At 68.7% G+C, this 22,138-nt stretch carries 20 protein-coding genes; 18 read left to right on the top strand and 2 right to left on the bottom strand.

The annotated features are described in order from the left end of the window. Window positions 1-556 (bottom strand): MBL fold metallo-hydrolase (locus V7E05_RS07910; RefSeq protein WP_333619123.1); only part of this gene is annotated, 556 nt, incomplete at its 3' end. A gap of 169 nt (window positions 557-725) precedes the next feature. On the opposite strand from V7E05_RS07910, the gene uvrA reads away from it, so the two are divergent. Beyond that, window positions 726-3,860 carry an excinuclease ABC subunit UvrA gene (gene uvrA, locus V7E05_RS07905; protein WP_333619122.1) on the top strand — a complete coding sequence of 1,045 codons (3,135 nt, stop codon included), beginning with the start codon at window positions 726-728 and terminating at the stop codon, window positions 3,858-3,860. A gap of 58 nt (window positions 3,861-3,918) precedes the next feature. On the opposite strand, the gene V7E05_RS07900 is transcribed toward uvrA, so the two are convergent. Beyond that, a complete protein-coding gene (locus V7E05_RS07900) occupies window positions 3,919-4,320 on the bottom strand; it encodes a DUF1844 domain-containing protein (RefSeq protein WP_333619121.1) in 402 nt (133 codons plus the stop codon). A gap of 391 nt (window positions 4,321-4,711) precedes the next feature. Between V7E05_RS07900 and infC the strand changes: the two genes are divergently transcribed. From infC to tyrS, 17 genes are all read left to right on the top strand, one after another. After that, window positions 4,712-5,311, top strand: coding sequence for a translation initiation factor IF-3 (infC, locus tag V7E05_RS07895; RefSeq protein ID WP_333619127.1), 600 nt, complete (start codon window positions 4,712-4,714; stop codon window positions 5,309-5,311). A gap of 83 nt (window positions 5,312-5,394) precedes the next feature. Continuing rightward, entirely contained in the window at window positions 5,395-5,589 is a 195-nt protein-coding gene (gene rpmI / locus V7E05_RS07890; RefSeq protein WP_333619120.1) for a 50S ribosomal protein L35, read from the top strand. A gap of 106 nt (window positions 5,590-5,695) precedes the next feature. Then, window positions 5,696-6,076: a 50S ribosomal protein L20 gene (gene rplT, locus V7E05_RS07885; RefSeq protein WP_333619119.1), complete on the top strand. Its 381-nt coding sequence runs from the start codon at window positions 5,696-5,698 to the stop codon at window positions 6,074-6,076. A 37-nt stretch (window positions 6,077-6,113) separates the two neighbouring features. Beyond that, window positions 6,114-6,992 (top strand): TrmH family RNA methyltransferase, encoded by an 879-nt coding sequence (locus tag V7E05_RS07880; RefSeq protein ID WP_333619118.1) that lies wholly within the window; start codon window positions 6,114-6,116, stop codon window positions 6,990-6,992. A 65-nt stretch (window positions 6,993-7,057) separates the two neighbouring features. Next, the gene (gene pheS / locus V7E05_RS07875) at window positions 7,058-8,113 is read left to right on the top strand and encodes a phenylalanine--tRNA ligase subunit alpha (protein ID WP_333619117.1); all 1,056 of its coding nucleotides are present in this window, start codon (window positions 7,058-7,060) and stop codon (window positions 8,111-8,113) included. Between the two features lie 130 nt (window positions 8,114-8,243). Beyond that, window positions 8,244-10,769: a phenylalanine--tRNA ligase subunit beta gene (gene pheT / locus V7E05_RS07870; protein ID WP_333619116.1), complete on the top strand. Its 2,526-nt coding sequence runs from the start codon at window positions 8,244-8,246 to the stop codon at window positions 10,767-10,769. A 16-nt stretch (window positions 10,770-10,785) separates the two neighbouring features. Then, window positions 10,786-11,628 carry a bifunctional hydroxymethylpyrimidine kinase/phosphomethylpyrimidine kinase gene (gene thiD, locus V7E05_RS07865; RefSeq protein WP_333619115.1) on the top strand — a complete coding sequence of 281 codons (843 nt, stop codon included), beginning with the start codon at window positions 10,786-10,788 and terminating at the stop codon, window positions 11,626-11,628. Window positions 11,629-11,752: 124 nt separating this feature from the next. Further along, window positions 11,753-12,799: an N-acetyl-gamma-glutamyl-phosphate reductase gene (gene argC / locus V7E05_RS07860; RefSeq protein WP_333619114.1), complete on the top strand. Its 1,047-nt coding sequence runs from the start codon at window positions 11,753-11,755 to the stop codon at window positions 12,797-12,799. After that, window positions 12,796-13,224, top strand: a complete 429-nt coding sequence (locus V7E05_RS07855) for a hypothetical protein (RefSeq protein WP_333619113.1) — start codon at window positions 12,796-12,798, stop codon at window positions 13,222-13,224. Before argC ends, V7E05_RS07855 begins: the two co-directional genes overlap by 4 nt. Window positions 13,225-13,437: 213 nt before the next feature. Continuing rightward, window positions 13,438-14,340, top strand: coding sequence for an acetylglutamate kinase (gene argB / locus V7E05_RS07850; protein WP_442891633.1), 903 nt, complete (start codon window positions 13,438-13,440; stop codon window positions 14,338-14,340). Beyond that, a complete protein-coding gene (locus V7E05_RS07845; protein WP_333619112.1) occupies window positions 14,337-15,569 on the top strand; it encodes an acetylornithine transaminase in 1,233 nt (410 codons plus the stop codon). The genes argB and V7E05_RS07845 overlap by 4 nt, the downstream gene beginning before the upstream one ends. A gap of 54 nt (window positions 15,570-15,623) precedes the next feature. Further along, window positions 15,624-16,553, top strand: a complete 930-nt coding sequence (gene argF, locus V7E05_RS07840) for an ornithine carbamoyltransferase (RefSeq protein ID WP_333619111.1) — start codon at window positions 15,624-15,626, stop codon at window positions 16,551-16,553. Window positions 16,554-16,587: 34 nt separating this feature from the next. Beyond that, window positions 16,588-17,091 carry an arginine repressor gene (locus tag V7E05_RS07835; protein WP_333619110.1) on the top strand — a complete coding sequence of 168 codons (504 nt, stop codon included), beginning with the start codon at window positions 16,588-16,590 and terminating at the stop codon, window positions 17,089-17,091. A 138-nt stretch (window positions 17,092-17,229) separates the two neighbouring features. Next, window positions 17,230-18,429: an argininosuccinate synthase gene (locus V7E05_RS07830; protein WP_333619109.1), complete on the top strand. Its 1,200-nt coding sequence runs from the start codon at window positions 17,230-17,232 to the stop codon at window positions 18,427-18,429. Then, on the top strand, window positions 18,426-19,916 hold the full coding sequence (gene argH / locus V7E05_RS07825; protein WP_333619108.1) for an argininosuccinate lyase: 1,491 nt from the start codon (window positions 18,426-18,428) through the stop codon (window positions 19,914-19,916). Before V7E05_RS07830 ends, argH begins: the two co-directional genes overlap by 4 nt. A gap of 152 nt (window positions 19,917-20,068) precedes the next feature. Then, window positions 20,069-20,278, top strand: coding sequence for a Trm112 family protein (locus V7E05_RS07820; RefSeq protein WP_333619107.1), 210 nt, complete (start codon window positions 20,069-20,071; stop codon window positions 20,276-20,278). 99 nt (window positions 20,279-20,377) lie between these two features. Further along, a complete protein-coding gene (gene tyrS / locus V7E05_RS07815; protein ID WP_333619106.1) occupies window positions 20,378-21,658 on the top strand; it encodes a tyrosine--tRNA ligase in 1,281 nt (426 codons plus the stop codon). Window positions 21,659-22,138 lie beyond the last annotated feature (480 nt).

Raw genomic sequence — 22,138 nt, 5'->3', positions numbered from 1 at the left:
TCAGGGTGGTGAAGTCCTCGGGGGATCCGGTCTTGCCGGGCCCGCCGGGGAACAGCGAATCGCCGGTGAAGATATGGGTCCGCCCGCCGTCCTGCAGCACGAGCGCCGCACCCTCCTTCGTGTGCCCGTGGAGGGTGACGACGTCGAGCGAGATCCGCCCGCACTCGAGGGTCTCGCCGTTCGAGACCGTTCGGTCGGCGGGGACGTCGATGTCGGCTTCGTCACCGGCAGGGACGATGTGTGTGGCGTCGAACTCTGCGAGGACCTCGCGGAGGGCGAGCCAGTGATCGGCGTGCGAGTGGGTCGTGAAGACCTCGAGGCCGCGCACCGAGCGATAGTTGCGGAGGAAACGGATCAGCGCATCGGCATCGTTCGCGGCGTCGATGAGCAGGACCTTGTCGGAATCCTGGCACTCGACGAGGTAGGCGTTGTTGTCCATATCACCGAGCGAGATCTTCGTGACGATCGCTCCGGTGGTGGTGAAACGCGCCGCCGTACCGCGGCCGGGCAGATGTCCCGTGTAGTCGTCGAGCAAGGTGATGTCGTCTGTGCTCATACCGGTACGGTACCGCCCCTGCCGCCCGATGAGGCCCTATGGGAATGACGGCTGACCGAAATTGTCGGACCCGGCGGGTAGATTGCACTGCAGTGCCTTTGGGCGTCGCAGGCGCCCTCGTGCAGTCGGGAACGGACCGCTTCGTAGACGGTCCGGAATGGAGTGGGTGTTGATCGATCGGCTGGTAGTCCGCGGTGCGCGGGAGCACAACCTCAAAGGTGTCGATATCGACATCCCGCGGGATTCTCTCGTCGTGTTCACCGGCCTCTCGGGCTCCGGGAAATCGTCCCTCGCGTTCGACACGATCTTCGCGGAGGGCCAGCGGCGCTACGTCGAATCGCTGTCGGCGTACGCGCGCATGTTCCTCGGGCAGATGGACAAGCCGGATGTCGATTTCATTGAGGGCCTCTCGCCGGCGGTGTCGATCGACCAGAAATCCACGAACCGCAACCCGCGGTCGACCGTAGGCACCATCACCGAGGTCTACGACTACCTCCGGCTCCTCTATGCCCGCGCCGGCACCCCGCACTGCCCCGTGTGCGGGGAGGTCATTTCGCGGCAGACCCCGCAGCAGATCGTCGACCAGATCCTCGAGATGGAGGAGGGCACGCGCTTCCAGGTGCTCGCCCCGGTGGTGCGCACGCGCAAGGGCGAGTTCGTCGACCTGTTCGCGGACCTCGCGTCGCAGGGCTACGCCCGCGCAATGGTCGATGGGGAGCGTATCCAGCTCTCGGACCCGCCGAAGCTCAAGAAGCAGGAGAAGCACGATATCGACGTCATCGTCGACCGCATCTCCGTCAAGCTGTCCTCGAAGCAGCGCATCACCGATTCGGTGGAGACCGCGCTGCGGCTCGCCGGCGGGATCGTCGTCGCGGATTTCGTCGATCTCCCGGATGGGGATCCGAACCGCGTGCGCTCGTTCTCCGAGACCATGGCGTGCCCCAACGGCCACCCCATCGGGATCGACGAGATCGAGCCGCGCTCGTTCTCGTTTAACAGCCCGTACGGCGCGTGTCCGGTGTGTGATGGCCTCGGCGCCCAACTGGAGGTGGACCCGGAGCTCGTGGTCCCGGACCCCGAGCGCTCACTCGAGGACGGGGCGATCGCCCCGTGGACCGGCGGAATGTCGCAGTCGTACTTCCAGCACCTTCTCCAGGGCCTGGCCGATCACATGGGCGTGTCCATGGGCACCCCGTGGAACAAGCTCCCCAGCGAGGTGCAGGACGCCGTCATGCATGGCGCGCCGATCAAAGTGCGGGTTAGCTTCAAGAACCGCTACGGCCGCTCCCGTTCGTACGATGCGAAGTTCGAGGGCGTCATGCCGTTCCTCAAGCGCCGGCTCGCACAGACGGATTCGGAGTCGCAGAAAGAGCGCTACCAGGGGTACATGCGCAATGTCCCGTGTTCCGCTTGTGGCGGTACGCGCCTGCGCCCCGAGATCCTCGCGATCACGCTCGCGGGTCCCTCGGGCGAGGACCGTTCCATCTCCGATGTCACTCGGATGTCCATCTCGGACTGCTCGGCGTTCCTCAACGCCCTCGTGCTCGGTCAGCGCGAACAGATGATCGCCGGGCAGGTCCTCAAGGAGATCCAGGCGCGGCTCACGTTCCTCCTCGATGTCGGGCTCGACTATCTCTCACTCGACCGGGTCGCGGGTTCGCTCTCGGGCGGGGAGGCGCAGCGCATCCGCCTGGCGACCCAGATCGGTTCCGGCCTCGCCGGGGTCCTCTACGTGCTCGACGAGCCGTCGATCGGCCTCCATCAGCGGGATAACCGCAAGCTCATCGACACGCTCGTGCGCCTCCGCAACCTCGGCAACACGCTCATCGTCGTGGAGCACGACGAAGACACGATCCACGCATCCGATTGGGTCGTTGACATCGGTCCGCTCGCCGGCGAGCACGGCGGACGCGTCGTCTACTCGGGCGAATACAAAGGACTTCTCGACAACGAGGAGTCGCTCACCGGTCAGTACCTCGCGGGCAAGCGAAGCATCGCGCTGCCCGAACGTCGCCGCGCCTCCGATCAGCCGCGCTCGCTCAACGTCATCGGGGCCAAGGAGAACAACCTCAAGAACATCGACGTGCGTTTTCCCGGCGGCATCCTCTGCGCGGTCACGGGCGTATCGGGGTCGGGGAAGTCCTCGCTGGTCAACGACATCCTCGCCACCACCCTCGGCAATGTGCTCAACGGTGCGCGGCAGGTCCCCGGGCGCCACCGCCGTATCGAAGGCCTCGAGGATTTCGACAAGCTCGTCCAGGTGGACCAATCGCCGATCGGCCGCTCGCCCCGCTCCAACCCGGCCACCTACACCGGGGTTTTCGACAAGATCCGCGGCCTCTTCGCCGCGACGAGCGAGGCCAAGGTTCGTGGCTACGGCCCCGGCCGGTTCTCGTTCAACGTCAAGGGCGGCCGGTGCGAGGCCTGCCAGGGCGATGGCACGTTGAAGATCGAGATGAACTTCCTGCCGGACGTCTATGTCCCGTGCGAGGTGTGCGGGGGAGCGCGGTACAACCGCGAGACGCTCGAGATCCTCTACAAGGGCAAGACCATCTCCGAGGTGCTCGACATGCCCATCGAGGAGGCGGCGGAGTTCTTCGAGCCCATCACCTCGATCCACCGCTACCTGCGCACGCTCACCGAGGTCGGGCTCGGCTACGTTCGTCTCGGGCAGCCGGCGACCACCCTGTCCGGTGGCGAGGCACAACGCGTTAAGCTCGCCGCGGAGCTACAGAAGCGCTCGACGGGCCGGACGGTCTACATCCTCGACGAGCCGACCACGGGCCTGCACTTCGAGGACATCAACAAGCTGCTCCGCGTGCTGCAGGGTCTCGTGGACAAGGGCAATACGGCCCTCGTCATCGAGCACAACCTCGATGTCATCAAGAGCGCCGACTGGATCATCGACATGGGTCCGGAGGGCGGCAGCGGCGGCGGCACGCTGGTCGCCGAGGGCACTCCGGAGCAGGTCGCGGAGGTCGCCGAGAGCTACACGGGGCAGTTCCTCGCGCAAATCCTCTCGGGCGAGGAGCCGGTCCCTGTCGAGTCATACGAGGCAGGGGAGACAGCCGCGGGCGCGGCGAAGAAGTCGGCGGCCAAGAAGTCGACGGCGCGGAAATCCTCGGCAAGAAAGGCGTCCGCAACAAAGGCAAGCGAAAAAAAGGCTCCGGCGAAGAAGGCGGCAGCGAAAAAGTCCACGGCAGCGGCTGCCGAGAATCCGGCAGCACAGTCCGCGACCGGCGCCAAGCCCGCGCCGGAGAAGAAGGCGCAGTCCGCACGCTCGCGGGCTCGTAAGTTGCGCTGAGCCCGCGGGCGACGCAGCCGCGGCGCGCAAGTCTCCGGCCGCTGCCCGGCGGGTATCGCTAGAAGAGCTTCCCGGTAAAGCGCTCGCCGGGGCCCTTGCCCGGCTCGTCGGGCACCGCGGACGCCTCGCGGAACGCGTACTGCAGTCCCTGGAGACCGTTGCGGATGTTGTTGGCCTGCGGGCCGAGGTACTCGACCGAGCCGGCGACGAGCCCTGAGAGCGCGTCGATCAGGCGGCGCGCCTCGTCGAGGTCGAGGTGCGGGCTCGCAGCGGGGTCCTCGGACGACAGGCCGAGCTTCTCGGCCGCGGCACTCATCAGGACCATCACCGAGCGCAGGATCACTTCCTGCGCCGGGACGTCCGCAAGCTCGAAGACATCGACATCGTGCTCGCCATCGGCGTGTCCACCTCCGGCGAGGAGGTCGTCGAGGCTGTCGTGGTGCTCGGGGGTTTCGCTCATGCCCATACTGTGCCACGCGGGCGCGTGGAGCCAGAACGCGCCCAGAACGGAACCGGAGCGGATGCGGAACGCGCGATCCCGCAGCTCGCGCGGTTTGGGCGGGACCCGGACCTGTGCTATCGTGTACCAACGACTGATTGTGTCGTCCCCGGCGGGGACGGCCAACACAAGTGGAGCCTGCTCCCACCATCCGGCACCGGTCGACCGGCAGCTTGATGGTCCACCGCGAGAACCCGATCCTCGGGTTCTTCGTCGGTGTGCACAGGCCCATCTTCGGATGGGCTTTTTGCTTTTCCGCCCGCCTCGCGCGATCAGCGCGGGATCGGGGGAGCGGCGGGCACCTGGCCACTTGTGAGTCGACCACGAGAATTGGCACTACCGAGGAGGCCCCATCAGCAACGAAGCCCGCATTAACGAACGAATCCGAGTCCCCGAGGTCCGTCTTGTGGGTCCGGGAGGCGAACAGGTCGGAATTGTTCGCGTCGAGGACGCACTGCGATTGGCTCTCGAGGCAGATCTCGACCTCGTCGAGGTCGCGCCGAATGCACGGCCCCCGGTGGCCAAGATCATGGACTACGGCAAGTTCCAGTACGAGTCCGCGCAGAAGGCGCGCGAGGCCCGCAAGAACCAGCAGCAGACCGTGGTCAAGGAGCAGAAGCTCCGTCCGAAGATCGATGATCACGACTACGAGACCAAGAAGGGGAACGTTGTCCGTTTCCTGGAGAAGGGCTCGAAGGTCAAGGTCACCATCATGTTCCGCGGCCGCGAGCAGTCGCGTCCGGAGCTCGGATTCCGCCTGCTCCAGCGCCTGGCAGACGATATCGCCGATTACGGCTTCGTCGAGACCAACGCCAAGCAGGATGGTCGAAACATGACGATGGTCGTCGCACCTCACCGGGGTCAGAAGACCCGCGCCAAGGCGCAGGATGCGAAGGCCCGAGGCGCCTCGGAGAAGGCCACCCCGCAGTCCAAGGAGTCGAGCGCGCAGTAGCGCGACTCGGTAAAGACCGCCAGAACACGGCGCCGGTGGACACCCACCGCCGGCGCCCCGTCCAGAGTGTCAAAGGATTAACCATGCCGAAGATGAAGACCCACAAGGGCACCGCCAAGCGCTTCCGCAAGACCGGCACCGGCAAGCTCGTCCGCCAGTCGGCCAACCGTCGCCACATCATGGAGAAGAAGCCGACCAAGCGCACCCGCCGCCTCGACGGCCGCACCGAGGTCGCCAAGGCCGACGTCTCCCGCATCAACAAGCTCCTCGGGCAGTAGTCGCCCGCGGCCCCGGGCCGCGCACGGCGACGTATTAGGACCCGCAGCAAGAAACTTTCGGTCGAGCAGCCGAGAGGCGCCGACCCCATAGGAAAAGGACATTCACGTGGCACGTGTAAAGCGGGCGGTCAACGCCCAGAAGAAGCGCCGGACAGTTCTCGAGTCGACCAAGGGCTACCGCGGCCAGCGCTCGCGCCTGTACCGCAAGGCCAAGGAGCAGATGCTCCACTCGATGACCTACAGCTACCGCGACCGTCGCCAGCGCAAGGGCGACTTCCGCAAGCTGTGGATCGCTCGCATCAACGCCGCGGCGCGCGCGAACGACATGACCTACAACCGGTTCATCCAGGGCCTCAAGGCCGCCGGCGTCGAGGTCGATCGCAAGAACCTCGCCGAGATCGCCGTCTCGGACCCGGCCGCGTTCTCCGGCCTCGTCGAGGTCGCGAAGAAGGCCCTCCCGGCCGACGTCAACGCCCCGGCCGCCTAGGCAGCCGAGCACAAACAGGAGAGTCGAGATACGCCACATGGCCTCTGCCGAACTCCAGGGACGACCCGCGGATCCGTTCACAGAACGGACCCCGCGGGTCGTTTTCGCATCCAAGCTCCATCGCGCCGCCGCCCGGCGCAAGGCGGGCCGCTTCCTCGCCGAGGGCCCGAATCAGGTGGAGGCAGCAGTGTCGGCCGGCGCCGCCCTCGAGGTCTTCGTGACGGCGGAGGCGCTCGACCGCCATGCCTCCCTCCTCGGCGGCGTCTCCCATGCGGGGATCCCGCTGTCCGTCGTCACAGACCGGGGTATGGCTTCCCTGTCCGCGACCGTTACCCCTCCGGGGCTCGTGGCCCTGTGCCGCTCGGTGGTCCGGGACGGGGCCTCCTCCCGTGATGCTGCCGATGCCCCCGATGGGGCCGGCGCCGAGTCCGCGGCGGAGCCGCTGCGGATCGTCGCTATCGGACAGGCGCTCGCGGAACCGGGGAACGTGGGCACGCTCATCCGGGCGGCGGACGCGCTCGGGGCGGACGAGGTGTGGTTCACCGCCGATTCCGCGGATCCGGAGGGGGCGAAGGCCGTCCGGGCCTCTGCGGGCAGTCTGTTCCATGTGCCGGTGGTCCGCGGCATCCCCGTCGACGAAGTGGCCGAACGGGCACGGTCCCGCGGGCTCGCCCTGCTCGTGGCGACGGGTGACGGCGAAGTGGACATCACCTCGGCCGACGGCGCCGAGCTGCTCCGGGAGCCGAGCGCGTGGGTGTTCGGCAACGAGGCGCACGGCGTGCCCGCCGAGCTCCGCGACGCCGCCGACGCGCGCGTGCGGATCCCGCTGCGCGGCCGGGCCGAGAGCCTCAACATCGCGACCGCGGCGGCGATCTGCCTCCACAGCAGTGCTGCGGCGCATCCGGCGGCGGGCTGAGCACCGCCGATCGACTATCCTGATCCGGACACCGTGCCGGACCAACCGAGAGGGAGTGGACTGCTTTGGCTGCAGGGGGAGCACCCGAGAACGTCGAGGTCACCGAGGAGGCGCTCGAGTCGTACGCGGACGCCGCGGAACAGGCCTTCGCGGCCGCAGCCGGCCTCGACGAACTCGCCGCCGCGAAGTCCGCACACCTCGGGGACAAGAGCCCGATCGCGCTGAGCAGGCGTTCGCTCGGTTCCCTGCCTAAGGAACAGAAGGCCGCGGCGGGCAAGGCGGTCAACGCCGCCCGCCAGCGCGCCCAGGCAGCCTTCGACGCCCGCAATGCCGAGCTCCTCGCCGAGCGCGACGCGCAGGTCCTCGTCGAGGAGACGCTGGATCTCACAGTCCCCTCGGACCGTGCCCCGCGCGGCGCCCAGCACCCCGTGTCGATCATCTCCGAGCAGGTCGCCGACATCTTCGTGGCGATGGGCTGGGAAATCGCCGAGGGGCCCGAGCTCGAGAGCGAGTACTACAACTTCGACGCCCTCAACTTCCTCCCCGATCATCCGGCGCGCACGCTGCAGGACACCTTCCACGTCGGCCCCGAGGGCAGCCGCCAAGTTCTCCGCACGCACACATCTCCGGTGCAGATCCGCACGATGCTCCATCACGAGCCGCCGATCTACGTCGCCTGCCCGGGTCGTGTGTTCCGGACCGATGAGATCGACTCGACTCACACCCCGGTGTTCAACCAGATCGAGGGACTGGCGGTCGACAAGGGGCTCACGCTCGCTAACCTGCGCGGCACCCTCGACCACCTCGCTCGCGCGGTGTTCGGCCCCGAGTCGAAGACCCGCATGCGGCCGAACTACTTCCCCTTCACCGAGCCCAGCGCCGAGGTCGACGTGTGGTTCCCGAACAAGAAGGGCGGCGCCGGCTGGGTCGAGTGGGGCGGCTGCGGCATGGTCAACCCCAAGGTGCTCACCGCCTGCGGGATCGATCCCGAGGTCTACTCGGGCTTCGCGTTCGGCATGGGCCTCGAGCGGACGCTCCAGTTCCGCAACGGGATCTCGGACATGCGCGACATCATCGAGGGAGACGTCCGCTTCTCCCTGCCCTTCGGCGTGCGGGCCTGACCCACGCATCCGGGCCTGAATTCGACCGGCTCGCCCCGAGCAGCACCCATAGAGCAAACACCTCGAATACCACCGCATCGCGGGATTCCCCACGCGGGGACCCCACAGAGGGAAAGGCGGAACACCCACCGTGCTTATCGCGCAGTCCTGGCTCACGGAGATCGTCCAGCGTGCCAACGCAGGTTGGAGCGTCGAACCGGAAGAGCTCGACGCAGGATTCGTCTCCGTCGGCCTCGAGGTCGAGGGCACGCCGGAGCAGTTGCCCACGATCGAGGGGCCGCTGGTCATCGGGCGCGTCCGGTCGATCGAGGAGCTCGAGGGCTTCAAGAAGCCGATCCGCTTCTGCCTCGTCGACGTGGGGAACGCCGAGCCGCAGGAGATCGTGTGCGGCGCCCGGAACTTCGCCGAGGGCGACCTCGTCGTGGTCGCCCTGCCCGGCACGGTGCTGCCCGGCGGCTTCGAGATCAATGCGCGGAAGACCTACGGGCGCACGAGCGCGGGCATGATCTGCTCGGCCTCCGAGCTCGGCGTGGGCACGGACCACAGCGGGATTATCACGCTGCGCGAGGGAACCGGCGAGCCGGGAGATTCGGCACAGGATCTCCTCGGGCTCGACGACACCGTCATCGAGCTCAACATCACGCCGGACCGTGGATACTGCTTCTCCGCGCGCGGGCTCGCCCGCGAGCTCGCCTGTGGCTTCGATCTCGACTTCGCAGAGCCCGTCGAGTCGAGCGACGCCGCGAATGACCGCGATCGGGCAGCCGGGCCCGCCTGGGAAGTCGAGATCGACCCGGCAGCGGGCGTGCAGCGCTTCGCCGCCCGCAAGGTCACGGGAGTCGACCCCGCGGCACGGACCCCGTGGTGGATGGTCAAGCGGCTGCTCACCTCCGGCATCCGCCCCATCTCTCCGGCGGTCGACGTCACGAACTACGTCATGCTCGAGCTCGGTCACCCGCTGCACGCCTTCGACGCGGACTCGCTGCAGGGCGGCCTCGAGGTGCGCTTCGCCCGCGAAGGCGAGACCCTGCGCACGCTCGACGACCAGGAGCGGACGCTGTCCACGGAAGACGTCGTGATCTGCGACGACCGCGGGCCGATCTCGCTGGCCGCCGTCATGGGCGGGGCCTCCACGGAGGTCACGCCGCAGTCCACGACCATCCTCCTCGAGGCCGCCGTATGGGAGCCGCTGCACGTGTTCCGCAGCGTTCGTCGGCACAAACTGCCCAGCGAGGCCGCGAAGCGCTACGAGCGCGGCGTCGATGCGGGCATCACGCTCGCCGCGCTCGAGCGGGCGGCGACGTTGCTCGCCGAGATCTCCGGCGGCACCGTCGAAGGCGAACTCACGGACCTCGGCGGGATCCCCGAGATGCCGATCATCGCCCTCCGGCCCGAGTACCCGGGCGAGGTCGCCGGCGTGGAGTACCCGGCGGGCACGGCGGCGCACCGTCTCCGTCAGGTGGGCTGCACTGTCGCCGAGGACGGGTCGACGCTCGCCGTCACCCCGCCGAGCTGGCGGCCCGACCTCCAGATTCCCGCCGACCTCGTCGAAGAGGTGCTGCGCCTCGAGGGTCTCGAGTCGATCCCCTCGGTGCTCCCTGCCGCGCCGTCCGGCCGCGGGCTCACGCGCGCCCAGCGCGCGCGTCGGGCCATCGGCCACGGTCTCGCCTACACGGGCCACGTGGAGGTGCCCGCGTTCCCGTTCCTCTCGCAGTCGGTGTTCGACGCCTTCGGTCTCGATGACGACGACCCGCGCCGCGGCACCATGGAGCTGCTCAACCCGCTCGACGCCGAGCAGAACCGCCTCGCCTCGACGCTGCTTCCGCCGCTCATCGACGTGGCACGCCGCAACCTCGCGCGCGGGCGCCGCTCGCTCGCGATCTTCGCGCTGTCGCAGGTGAGCATCCGCACCGAGAACACGCGCCCGTTCGGAGTCCTCGACGTCTCCGGTCGCCCGTCCGACGCCGAGATCGCCGAACTCGACGCGAGCCTGCCCGCGCAGCCGCTGCACGTCGCTTCCCTCTACATCGGTGAGCGCGTGCCCTCCGGGCACGCCGGGGACGGCCGCCCCGCCGACGCCCTCGACGCCGTCGAGGCGGCCCGCGAGGTCGCGCGCAATGCCGGCGTCGAGATCGAGGTCCGCGCCGCCCAGTACGCGCCGTGGCACCCGGGCCGCTGCGTCGAGATCGTCGTGCCCGCCGGTGGCGCGGGCGCCGCCCCGGGTGCTGAGGGCGAGCGGGTCGTCGGCCACGCCGGCGAGCTGCACCCTGCCGTCCTCGAGCGACTCGAGCTCCCGCCGCGCACGTGCGCCATGGAGATGGACCTCGACGCCCTCGGCACCGCGGAGATCCTCCCGGCCCCCGCGATCTCCGCCTACCCTGCCGTCCTCCAGGACGTCGCCGTGGTCGTGGATGCAGACGTGCCCGCCGCCGCCGTGCGTTCCGCGCTCGCCGAAGGTGCGGGCGAGCTCTGCGAGGATGTCCGGCTCTTCGACGTGTTCACCGGCGCGCAGGTCGGCGAGGGCAAGAAGTCCCTCGCGTTCGCGCTCGCCTTCCGCGCGGCTGATCGCACGCTCACCGAGGACGAGGCGAGCGAGCTGCGCGATAAGGCCGTTGCCCGCGCCGGAGAGCAGACGGGTGCCGTGCTGCGTGGGTAGCTCTGCGGGAAACGCTGTGCGAAGTTCTCCGAGGCGCGTTCCGCGCGTCCTCTCCATCGCCGGCACCGATCCGACGGGCGGCGCCGGCCTCTTCGCCGACCTCAAATCGATCGCCGCGATGGGCGGGTACGGAATGGGCGCTGTCACGGCGCTCACGGCGCAGAACACCCTCGGCGTCCGCGGCGTCTATCCGCAGACCGCGGAGGCACTGCGCGCCCAGCTCGATTCGATTTCGGACGATGTCGTGATCGACGCCGTGAAGATCGGGATGCTTGGCGAGGCCCATATCGTCCGCACGGTCTCCGAGTGGCTCGATCGTGTCCGCCCGCCGGTCGTCGTCATGGATCCGGTCATGGCTGCGACCACGGGCGGCCGGCTGTCCACCGACGATGCCAACGTCGCGCTCGTCGATCTGGCGCGGCGGGTCTCGATCGTCACGCCCAATGTCCCAGAACTCGGCGTTCTTGCCGGCGCGGAGGCTGCCGCCAAGACTTTCGGTGAGGTCCTCGAGCAGGCGCGGGCCGCCCACGCAGAGCTCGGGACCGCGGTCCTCGCGACGACCGGGGACCTCGAGGACGCGAGCCACGCAGACGTGCTCATCACCACGGAGGACGGGCGCGCGCGCGTCGAGGAACTGCCGTTCACGCGCATCGACACGCCCAATACCCATGGAACTGGCTGCTCGATGTCCTCGGCCCTCGCCACCGCGAGCGTCGGCGCGAGCTCATGGTCCGAGGCGTACGCGCGGGTCAGGCCGTGGATGGACGGCGCCCTCCTCGGCGGCCTCGAGCTCGAGGTCGGAGAGGGGAGCGGTCCGCTCGACCACAACTGGAACACCAGGGGCGCACACCTCGCCTGAGCAGGCCGGGCGAGCCCAGGCCGGATAGAGCAGGGCAGGCCCGAGTACGTGAGCGCGTGCCGCAGACGCCACGCCAAACCTGTAAGAACTTGCATCGACTCGTAAAAAGTTGCACCATTGCGGCATGACGATTTCCATTGCCGTTGCCGGAGCCTCGGGATACGCGGGGGGCGAGGTCCTTCGCCTCCTCCTTGATCATCCGGGCGTGCGCTCGGGCGAGATCGAGATCGGCGCGCTCACTGCGAACTCCAGCGCGGGGGAGCCGCTCGGCACGTCACACCCGCACCTCCTGCCGCTCGCCGATCGGGTCCTGGAGGAGACCACCCCGGAAACCCTCGCGGGACATGACGTCGTCTTCCTCGGTCTCCCGCACGGCCACTCGGGCGCCATCGCCGCGCAGCTCGCGGACGACGTCCTCGTTATCGACCTCGGCGCGGACCACCGGCTCGAGAGCGCCGAGGCATGGGAGAAGTACTACGGCACCGAACACTCGGGCACGTGGCCCTACGGTCTGCCGGAACTTCCGGGCCAGCGCAAGATCCTCGCCGACACCAAGCGCATCGCCGTGCCCGGCTGCTTCCCGACCGGCGCGACTCTCGCGCTCCTGCCGGGCATCACGGCCGGCCTGTTCGGCGGACAGATCTCCATCGTCTCCGTCACCGGCTCCTCGGGTGCGGGCAAGGCTGCGAAGGTTCCGATGCTCCACGCGGAGGTCCACGGATCGGCGAAGGCCTACGGCGTCGCGGTCCACCGGCATATCCCCGAGATCGCGCAGAACGTCGCCCGGCTCGCCGGCGTCGCCGAGACGCCCGCGCCCACCGTCTCCTTCACGCCCGTTCTCGCACCGATGGCGAGGGGGATCCTCACCACCGCCGTCATTCCCACCGAGCATTCGGTCGAGGCCATCCGTGCAGCCTACGAGGACGCGTATGCGGGCGAGCCGTTCGTGCACGTGCTCCCCGCGGGCCAGCAGCCCATGACGGCGAGCGTCCTCGGCTCCAATGTCGTCCAGATCGGTGTCGAGGTGGATGCCTCGGCAGGGGTCGCGATCGTCACCTCCGTGATCGACAATCTCGCCAAGGGCACCGCCGGCGGGGCCATCCAGTCTATGAACCTCGCGCTCGGCCTGCCCGAGACCGACGGTCTGCCGCTGGTCGGGATCGCGCCGTGACGGGCGCGGCCGCCGGCGGGGCCCGCGAGATCGCGACCGCCACGGACCTCGAATCCGTTCCCGTGCGCATCGTCGGCTTCCCGCGCGGGACCACGATGCGCATCGACATCGAGGGGGCCGACCGCAGCGCGGAACTCGCGTGGACCAGGCAGAAGGCGCACGCGCGGGGCCTTCGCGGGCTGGTGCTCAGCGCGGGCTGCCCGCCGATCGCGGAGAAGGGCTTCGACGTGGTCCACCGCATGGTCGAGAGGGCGGCGGAGGTCGTCTCCAATGCTGCGGGGGACGAGGTCGGTCCCATCGAGATCGCCATTTGCGCGGTTTCTGATCCAGAGGCCGAGGCGCGGCGCATCGCCGCCGAGCACGGTTCGTTCGAGCTCGACAGCCTCGGCGGCGCCGGGGTCGGATTCACTCCCGAGCCCCGGTAGGCGCAGGGGGCTCCGGCGGGCAGTAGCAGTACGACAAAAATACGTTAGACAAAAGTAGAGCACGAACGGTGGGGCGCGGCCCCGGCCGCGACACCGAACGCAGGGGAGACGGAAGAGATGTCCGAAAGCAGCGGGAACGAGCCGGCAGGCGCAGCAGCGGACGTCCCGCCCGCCCGGAGCGCCAGCGCCAGCGCGGAGGACTCGATCGCCGAGGTGCTCGAGGGGCTCTCCTCGTACGTCCGCGCCAACGTTCTCGTCGAGGCGCTGCCGTGGCTCAAGAAGTTCAACAACGAGATCATCGTCGTCAAATACGGCGGCAACGCCATGGTCGACGCCAAACTCAAGGCCGCGTTCGCCGAGGACATGGTCTACCTCCGCACCTGCGGGATCAAACCCGTCGTCGTCCACGGCGGGGGCCCGCAGATCAATGCGATGCTCGGCCGCCTCGGCCTCGAGGGCGAGTTCCGCGGCGGCTTCCGGGTCACCACCCCGGAGGTCATGGAAGTCGTGCGGATGGTGCTCTTCGGCCAGGTTGGCCGAGAGCTCGTCGGGCTCATCAATGCCCACGGCCCCTACGCCGTCGGAATCTCGGGGGAGGACGCGCAGCTCTTCACCGCAGAGAAGCGGTACGCGAGCGTGGACGGCGAGCAGGTGGATATCGGCCTCGTCGGCAACGTCGTCGAGGTCAACCCGGGTGCGGTCATGGACATCATCGACGCCGGCCGCATCCCCGTGGTCTCGACCATCGCGCCCGGCCCCGGCGGGCAGGTCTACAACATCAATGCCGACATCGCCGCCGCACCGCTCGCGGAGGCGCTCGGCGCGATCAAGCTCGTCATGCTCACCGATATCGAGGGCCTCTACGCCGACTGGCCGGACCGCGGTTCGCTCGTTTCCTACCTCGGCTCCGAGCGGCTCCGCGAGCTTCTCCCGAGTCTCGATTCGGGGATGATCCCCAAGATGGAATCCTGCCTCTACGCCGTCGAACACGGAGTCGAGGCCGCGCAGATCATCGACGGCCGCATCCCGCACTCCGTGCTCCTCGAGCTGCTCACCGAGGGCGGCATCGGGACGATGGTGAGCAAGGGCGACCACGACGTGAGGAACAGGGCATGAGCGACAGCGCGAACACGGACAAGACCCTCACGGGCCGGTGGGACGCCGCGCTCATGGGGAACTACGGGACGCCGTCCCTCGAAATCGTTTCGGGCTCGGGCACGCGACTCACCGACAGCGCGGGCACGACGTACACCGACCTGTTCTCGGGGATCGCCGTCAACTCGTTGGGGCACGCCCATCCCGCGATCGTCGGGGCGGTCACCGAGCAGGTGGCCACGCTTGGTCACGTGTCGAATATCTACATCCACCCGAAGACCGTCGAGCTCGCCGAGCGGCTCGGCGCTGCGCTCGACGTCGAGGCCCCGGTCCGGGCGATGTTCTGCAATTCCGGCACCGAGGCGAACGAGGCGGCGTTCAAGATCGCGCGGCTCACGGGGCGGAGCAGGATTCTCGCCGCAGAGCGCGGATTCCACGGGCGCACGATGGGCGCGCTCTCGATCACGGGGCAGCCGGACAAGCGCGAGCCGTTCGAACCCATGCCCGCGGGCGCCGAGTTCTTTCCGTACGGGGACATCGACGGCCTTCGCACCGTCGTCGAATCCGGCGACCCCCGTGACGTGGCGGCGATCGTCCTCGAGCCCATCCAGGGCGAGGCCGGAGTCCACACGCCGCCCGAGGGATACCTTGCCGATGTCCGCGCACTCTGCGACGAGTACGGCATCCTCCTCGTGTGCGACGAAGTACAGACGGGCATCGGCAGGACCGGGGCGATGTTCGCCTCGCGCCACGCCGGAATCGTCCCCGACGTGATCACACTGGCCAAGGGGCTCGGCGGCGGACTCCCCATCGGCGCCGTCCTCGGTATCGGAGCGGCGGGCGAGCTCCTGCGGCCAGGGCAGCACGGCTCGACCTTCGGCGGGAATCCCATTGCCGCCGCGGCGGCGCTCGCCGTGCTCGACACCATCGCCGCCGAGCACCTCGATTACCACGCCTACCGTCTCGGAAGGCTCATGACGGCGGACATCGAAATGCTCGACCACCCGTTGGTCACCGAGGTGCGCGGCCGCGGCCTCCTGATCGGCATCGCGCTTGCCGAGCCCGTCGCGGCGCAGATCGTCGAGGCAGCCCGGGATGCGGGCTTCATCGTCGGCACGGCGGGCGCCTCGGTGGTCCGGATCGCGCCGCCCCTCATCGTCTCCGAGGACGAGATCGCCGCGTTCCTCTCCGCGCTCCCGGGCCTCCTCGATGGCGCGGCGAGCGAGAACACTGACACGAACGACCGTTAGCCCGGCCCGCAGGCCGATCACGGCATTCCCGAACACCAGAGAAAGCGAACCCACATGAGCCCCCGCCACTTCCTCCGCGACGACTCAGTGAGCCCGTTCGAGCAGGCCGAGATCCTCGACCTCGCGACGAGTATGAAGGCCGATCGCTACGGCTACACCCCGCTCGCGGGGCCGCGTTCGGTAGCCGTGTTGTTCGACAAGACCTCGACCCGCACGCGCTTTTCGTTCGACGCGGGCATCGCCGAGCTCGGCGGCAACCCGATCATCGTCGACACGAGCTCCTCGCAGATGGGCAAGGGCGAGACCATAGCGGACACCGCACGCGTGGTCGGCCGCTACGTCTCCGCGATCGTCTGGCGCACCTACGCCCAGGCAGGCCTCGATGAGCTCGCCGAGAACTCCCCGGTGCCCGTCGTCAACGCGTTGAGCGACGAGTTCCACCCGTGCCAGATCCTCGCCGACCTGCTCACGGTGCGCGAGAACTTCGGCGGGAAGACGGCCGGACTGCGCGCCACGTACGTGGGCGACGGCGCGAACAACATGGCGAACTCGTACCTCCTCGGCTTCGCCACGGCGGGAATGCACATCACCATCGCGGCCCCCGCCGGATACCAGCCGGAGGCCGAGGTGGTCTCCGCGGCCGAGGCGATCGCCGCGCAGACCGGTGGCTCGGTGGAGGTCACCGCCGATGCCGCCGCGGCGGCGCAGGGCGCCGATGTGCTCATCACCGATACGTGGATCTCGATGGGCCAGGAAGAAGAGGGGGCGCAGCGGGTCGCGGACCTGCGCGCCTACCAGCTCGGCCAGGAGCTCGTCGACGCGGCGGCCGACGGTGCGATCGTGCTCCACTGCCTCCCGGCGTATCGCGGCAATGAGATCACCGACGAGGTCATCGAGGGCCCCGCGTCGCGAGTGTTCGACGAGGCGGAAAACCGACTGCACGCGCAGAAAGCCCTGCTCGCCTGGCTGCTCGGCCAGTCTTAGCCCGGGTCCGCGGATCGCAAGGGGGTCGATAACGATGAGCGAGAGCAATGGGCCGGCGCGCGCGCCCGTGACGAAAGCCGCGCGGCACGCCGTCATCGCCCAGATCCTCGACGGGCAGGACGTGCGCAGCCAGAACCAGCTCGCGGCCGCGCTCGGCGCCTCGGGGATCGCGGTGACCATCGCGACCCTAAGCCGCGATCTCGACGAGCTCGGGGCGATCAAAATGCGGGCCGCGGACGGCGGGGTCGGCCGTTACGTCCTCCCCGAGGACGGTCGCCCCGTCCCCGGGGTGCACGGCGGCACCGACCGACTAGCGAAGCTGCTGTCCGAGCTGATGACCAGCATGGACTTCAGCGGAAACACCGCGGTGCTGCGCACCCCGCCGGGCGCGGCGAATTTCCTCGCGAGCGCGATCGACCGGGCGAACCTGCCCGAGATCGTCGGCTGCGTTGCCGGGGACGACACGATCTTCGTGCTCGCCCGGGAGCCGGTCACGGGGGAGGCGCTCGCCGAGCTGCTGGCTCGGCTCGCCCAGTAGCGGGGCCGGCCGAGCACCTCGCCGGAAGGTCACGGAGCCCGGCGGCGAAGCGCACCGGTCCACGCCGGCTGCGGCCGGTGCCGTCATAATCGAAGAAGATACGAAGAACGAATACCTTTCGCAAAGGAGCGAGACACCATGGCAAATCGCGTTGTTCTGGCCTACTCGGGCGGACTCGACACCTCGGTAGCGATCAGCTGGATCGGCAAGGAGACGGGGGCAGAGGTCGTGGCCGTCGCCATCGACCTCGGCCAGGGCGGCGACGACATGGACGCGGTCCGCCAGCGTGCGCTCGACTGCGGAGCCGTCGAGTCGATCGTCGTCGATGCCCGCGACGAATTCGCCGAGGAGTACTGCCTCCCGACGATCAAGTCCAACGGTCTCTACATGAACCGCTACCCGCTGGTCTCCGCGATCTCGCGGCCGCTCATCGTCAAGCACCTCACCGAGGCCGCGAAGGCGCACGGCGGTACCGCCGTGGCGCACGGCTGCACGGGTAAGGGCAATGACCAGGTGCGCTTCGAGGTCGGGTTCATGAACCTCGCGCCCGAGCTCGACGTGATCGCCCCGGTCCGCGACTACGCCTGGACGCGCGAGAAGGCGATCGAGTTCGCCGAGCAGAACGACATCCCGATCACCGTGACCAAGAAGTCGCCGTTCTCCATCGACCAGAACGTGTGGGGCCGTGCCGTCGAGACGGGCTTCCTCGAGGACCTGTGGAACGCCCCGACCAAGGACGTCTACGACTACACCGAGGACCCGACGGTCAACTTCGCCGCGCCCGACGAGGTGACCATCTCGTTCGAGGCCGGCAAGCCCGTCGCGATCGACGGCCGCCGGGTCTCCGTGCTCGAGGCCATCGAGGAGCTCAACCGCCGCGCAGGCGCCCAGGGCGTCGGCCGAATCGACGTCGTCGAGGACCGCCTCGTCGGCATCAAGAGCCGCGAGATCTACGAGGCGCCGGGCGCGATGGCCCTGATCACCGCGCACCAGGAGCTCGAGCACGTCACCATCGAGCGCGAGCTCGGCCGTTACAAGCGCACCGTCGAGGAGCGCTGGACCGACCTCGTCTACGACGGCCTCTGGTTCTCGCCGCTCAAGCGCGCCCTCGACGCGTTCATCGAGGACACCCAGCAGGCGGTCAACGGCGACGTCCGGATGGTCATGCACGGCGGGCACATCAGCGTCAACGGCCGCAAGTCGGACACGTCGCTCTACGACTTCAACCTCGCGACGTACGACGAGGGCGATTCGTTCGACCAGTCCCACGCGAAGGGCTTCGTCCAGCTCCACGGCCTGTCCTCGCAGATCGCGTCGAAGCGGGACCGCAAGCTGTGAGCGCCCCGGACAACGCTGCAGGCGCCGATGGCCCGGGCGACTCCCGGCACGGCACCAATGCCGGGGCCCTGTGGGGCGGCCGATTCGCCGGCGGCCCCGCCGAGGCGATGGCGGCGCTGAGCAAGTCGACGCATTTCGATTGGGTCCTCGCACCGTATGACATCGCTGCCTCAAAGGCACACGCCCGTGTGCTCTCGCGGGCCGGCCTCCTCTCCGAGGCAGACCTCGAGACCATGCTCGAAGGGCTCGACCGTCTTGACGCCGACGTCGCCTCGGGTGCGTTCGTCGCAGCACCGGGGGACGAGGACGTCCACGGCGCCCTCGAACGCGGGCTCATCGAGCGCGTCGGCCCCGAGGTCGGCGGCCGCCTCCGCGCGGGTCGCAGCAGGAACGACCAGGTCGCCACGCAATTCCGCATGTGGCTCCGCGCGGCGTCGCGTCGGGTTGCCGCCGGCGTCTCTGACGTCGCAGGTGCCCTGTTGGCGCAGGCGGAGGCGCATCCCGATGTGGCGATGCCGGGGAAGACCCACTTCCAGGCCGCCCAGCCTGTGCTCCTCTCACACCAGCTCCTGGCCCACGTGCACCCGCTGCTCCGCGACCTCGGCCGGATCCGTGACCTCGACAGGCGTCTCGCGGTATCGCCGTACGGGGCCGGCGCCCTCGCCGGTTCCTCCCTCGGCCTCGATCCCGACGCCATCGCGGAGGAGCTCGGCTTCGACGCGGCGGCAGACAATTCGATCGACGCGACGTCCTCGCGGGACTTCGCCGCCGAGGCGGCGTATGTGTTCGCGCAGATCGCAGTCGACCTGTCGCGGCTGTCCGAGGAGATCATCGCCTGGTGCACGCCGGAGTTCGGGTACGTGACCCTCGCCGACGAGTGGTCGACGGGCTCGTCGATCATGCCGCAGAAGAAGAACCCGGACGTCGCGGAGCTCGCGCGCGGTAAGACCGGCAGGCTCATCGGCAATCTCGCGGGTCTCATGGCGACCCTCAAGGCGCAGCCGCTCGCGTACAACCGGGATCTGCAGGAGGACAAGGAGCCGGTCTTCGATTCCGTGGCCCAGCTCGACCTCCTCCTCCCGGCGATCGCCGGTCTCGTGGGCACGCTCACCTTCCATCCCGAGCGGATGGCGCAGCTCGCACCCGCGGGGTTCACGCTCGCCACGGACATCGCCGAGTGGATGGTGCGCCAGGGCGTGCCGTTCCGTGTCGCCCACGAGGCGGCGGGGGAGTGCGTCCGCATCGCCGAGAAGCGGGGCGTGGGGCTCGACGAGCTCACCGACGACGAGCTCGCCTCCGCGGACCCGGCTCTCACGCCGCAGGTGCGCGAGGTCCTCACCGTCCGTGGTTCGATCGATTCGCGCGATGCGCGCGGCGGCACGGCGAGTGCGGCGGTCGCCCGGCAGCGGGCGGTCGTCGCCGAGTCCCTCGCCGAAGCCAGGGAATGGATCGGCAAGGAGGTTCCCGGCCTGCGCCGTCAGGACTAGGGAGCGGAACCGGAGAGCGCGGATAGAAGGCTCGAATAGAGGACCCGGAGCCGGGGAGGCTTGTACTCCCCGGCTCCTCCGCTTTCCAATTCTCGACGCGCTGCAACGGTGCGGTCGGGTGCTTCGGACCGGTGGGGACGTATCCTGTTGGCATGACTTCGCTCGATCCGCGTCTGCTCGAGATCATCGCGTGCCCCGTCGACCGCGGGCCGCTGTCCCCGGTGTCCGGGGACCGCCTCTACAACCCGCGGCTCCACCTCGTCTATCGGATCGAGGACGGGATCCCCGTTCTTCTCGCGGACGAGGCCACGGAGGCAGGGCAAGCCGAGCAGGCCGCGCTCGACGCGGAGCTCCGGCGCTAGCACGGCTCGTCGCCGGCCCAGGGGCTCCCCGGCCGACAAGGGATCGCCGGCGAAACCACCGGCGGAGCAAGTACACAGATCAGGACGATCGGGACAACATTGTCGAACTCCAGCATCATCGACGACCTCACGTGGCGCGGACTCATCGCGCAGTCCACGGACATCGACGAACTCACCGAGCACACCGCCGCCGGGCGGATCTCCCTGTACGCGGGCTTCGACCCCACGGCGGATAGCCTCCATGCGGGGCATCTCGTTCCGCTCCTCACACTGCGGCGCTTCCAGCTGGCCGGGCACCGGCCCGTGCTCCTGGCCGGCGGGGCGACGGGGATGATCGGTGACCCGCGCGATGTCGGGGAGCGGGTGATGAACTCCTCGGACGTCGTCGCCGAATGGTCGGAGAAGATCGGCGGCCAGCTCGAGCGCTTCGTCGACTTCGGCGATCCGCGCACCGGGGCGCTCATGGTGAACAACATGCAGTGGACCGGACACCTCACGGCGATCGAGTTCCTCCGCACTATCGGTAAGCACTTCTCGCTCAACACGATGATCGGGCGGGACACCGTCAAGCGCCGGCTCGAGGGCGACGGCATTTCGTACACCGAGTTCAGTTACATGCTGTTGCAGGCCAACGACTTCCTCCAGCTCCGCCGCTCCGAGGGGGTCACCCTTCAGATCGGTGGCTCCGATCAGTGGGGCAACATCGTCTCGGGCGTCGACCTGATCCGTCGCGTCGACGGAGAGGCGGCGCATGCGCTCACCGTTCCGCTCGTGACCACCGCCGACGGCAAGAAGTTCGGCAAGTCCACCGGCGGCGGGAGCCTGTGGCTCGATCCTGAGCGCACCAGCCCGTACACCTGGTACCAGTACTTCCTCAATACCGCAGATGCCGATGTGGTCCGATTCCTCAAGTGGTTCACGTTCCTCGGACGTGAGGAGATCGAAGAACTGGAACGCGTGACGGCGGAGAAGCCGCATCTCCGGGCCGCCCAGCGCACCCTCGCCGAGCACATGACGGAGCTCGTCCACGGCCGAGCCGCCGTGGACAAGGTGGAACTCGCCGCACAGGCGCTCTTCGGCAAGGCCGAACTTCGCGAGCTCGACGAACCCACGCTCGGCGCGGCCCTCAGGGAAACCGAGATCGCCGAGTACGCAGCGGGCTCGGGCGCGACCATCGTCGATCTCCTCGTGGAGACGGGACTCTGCGAGAGCAAGGGTGCCGCGCGCCGCGCGATCGGGGAGAACGGCGTCGCCGTGAACAACGAGAAGATCGCCGACGTCGAATGGACTCCCGGGGACGCGGACTGGATCCACGGGACGTGGCTGGTTCTGCGCAGGGGGAAGAAGACATTCGCCGGAGTGCGCCGCACGGCGAACTGATCGCGAAGTCCACGAGGGCCGGTGGCGGGGGAGACCCTGTCGCCGGCCCTTTTGCGTACTCCGTGGCGGAAGTCCTCTGCCGACCCCGTGTTTCGGCCGCCTGTGCCCAGGTCTTTCGCCGGCCGGCTGGGATAAGGGCTTGGGCGCCGCGGCGGGGCTGTTCGACCCGCCGGAATTGTCCTACGATCTGGCTGATCGCGCGCTGACCAGGCGATTTGTAAGTGCTTCGCGGGGTGTGTAACTTAATTGAGGCCGCAAGCGAGCGGGGCCGACCCGGAAGGGAAAGGTTCTTCTCCGACAGAGCGAGAATCAGAGCTTGACAGTTCGAGAGGGACTCATTAGAGTCGACGTCCTCACGGGCTGCGGGTTCGAGTCATTCGACTAACTCAGCGGCGCGGCGGTTTGCACCGGCCGCGCCACGCTGATAAGCTGGATGAGTTGCTTCCGCGAGGTTGTGGCGCCGGGAATGAGGTTCTGGCT

The organism is Dietzia sp., assembly GCF_036741115.1.
GTDB lineage: Bacteria > Actinomycetota > Actinomycetes > Mycobacteriales > Mycobacteriaceae > Dietzia.
Note: the sequence above shows the minus strand (reverse complement) of the source record. Positions and strands in the feature narration are given on the sequence as shown.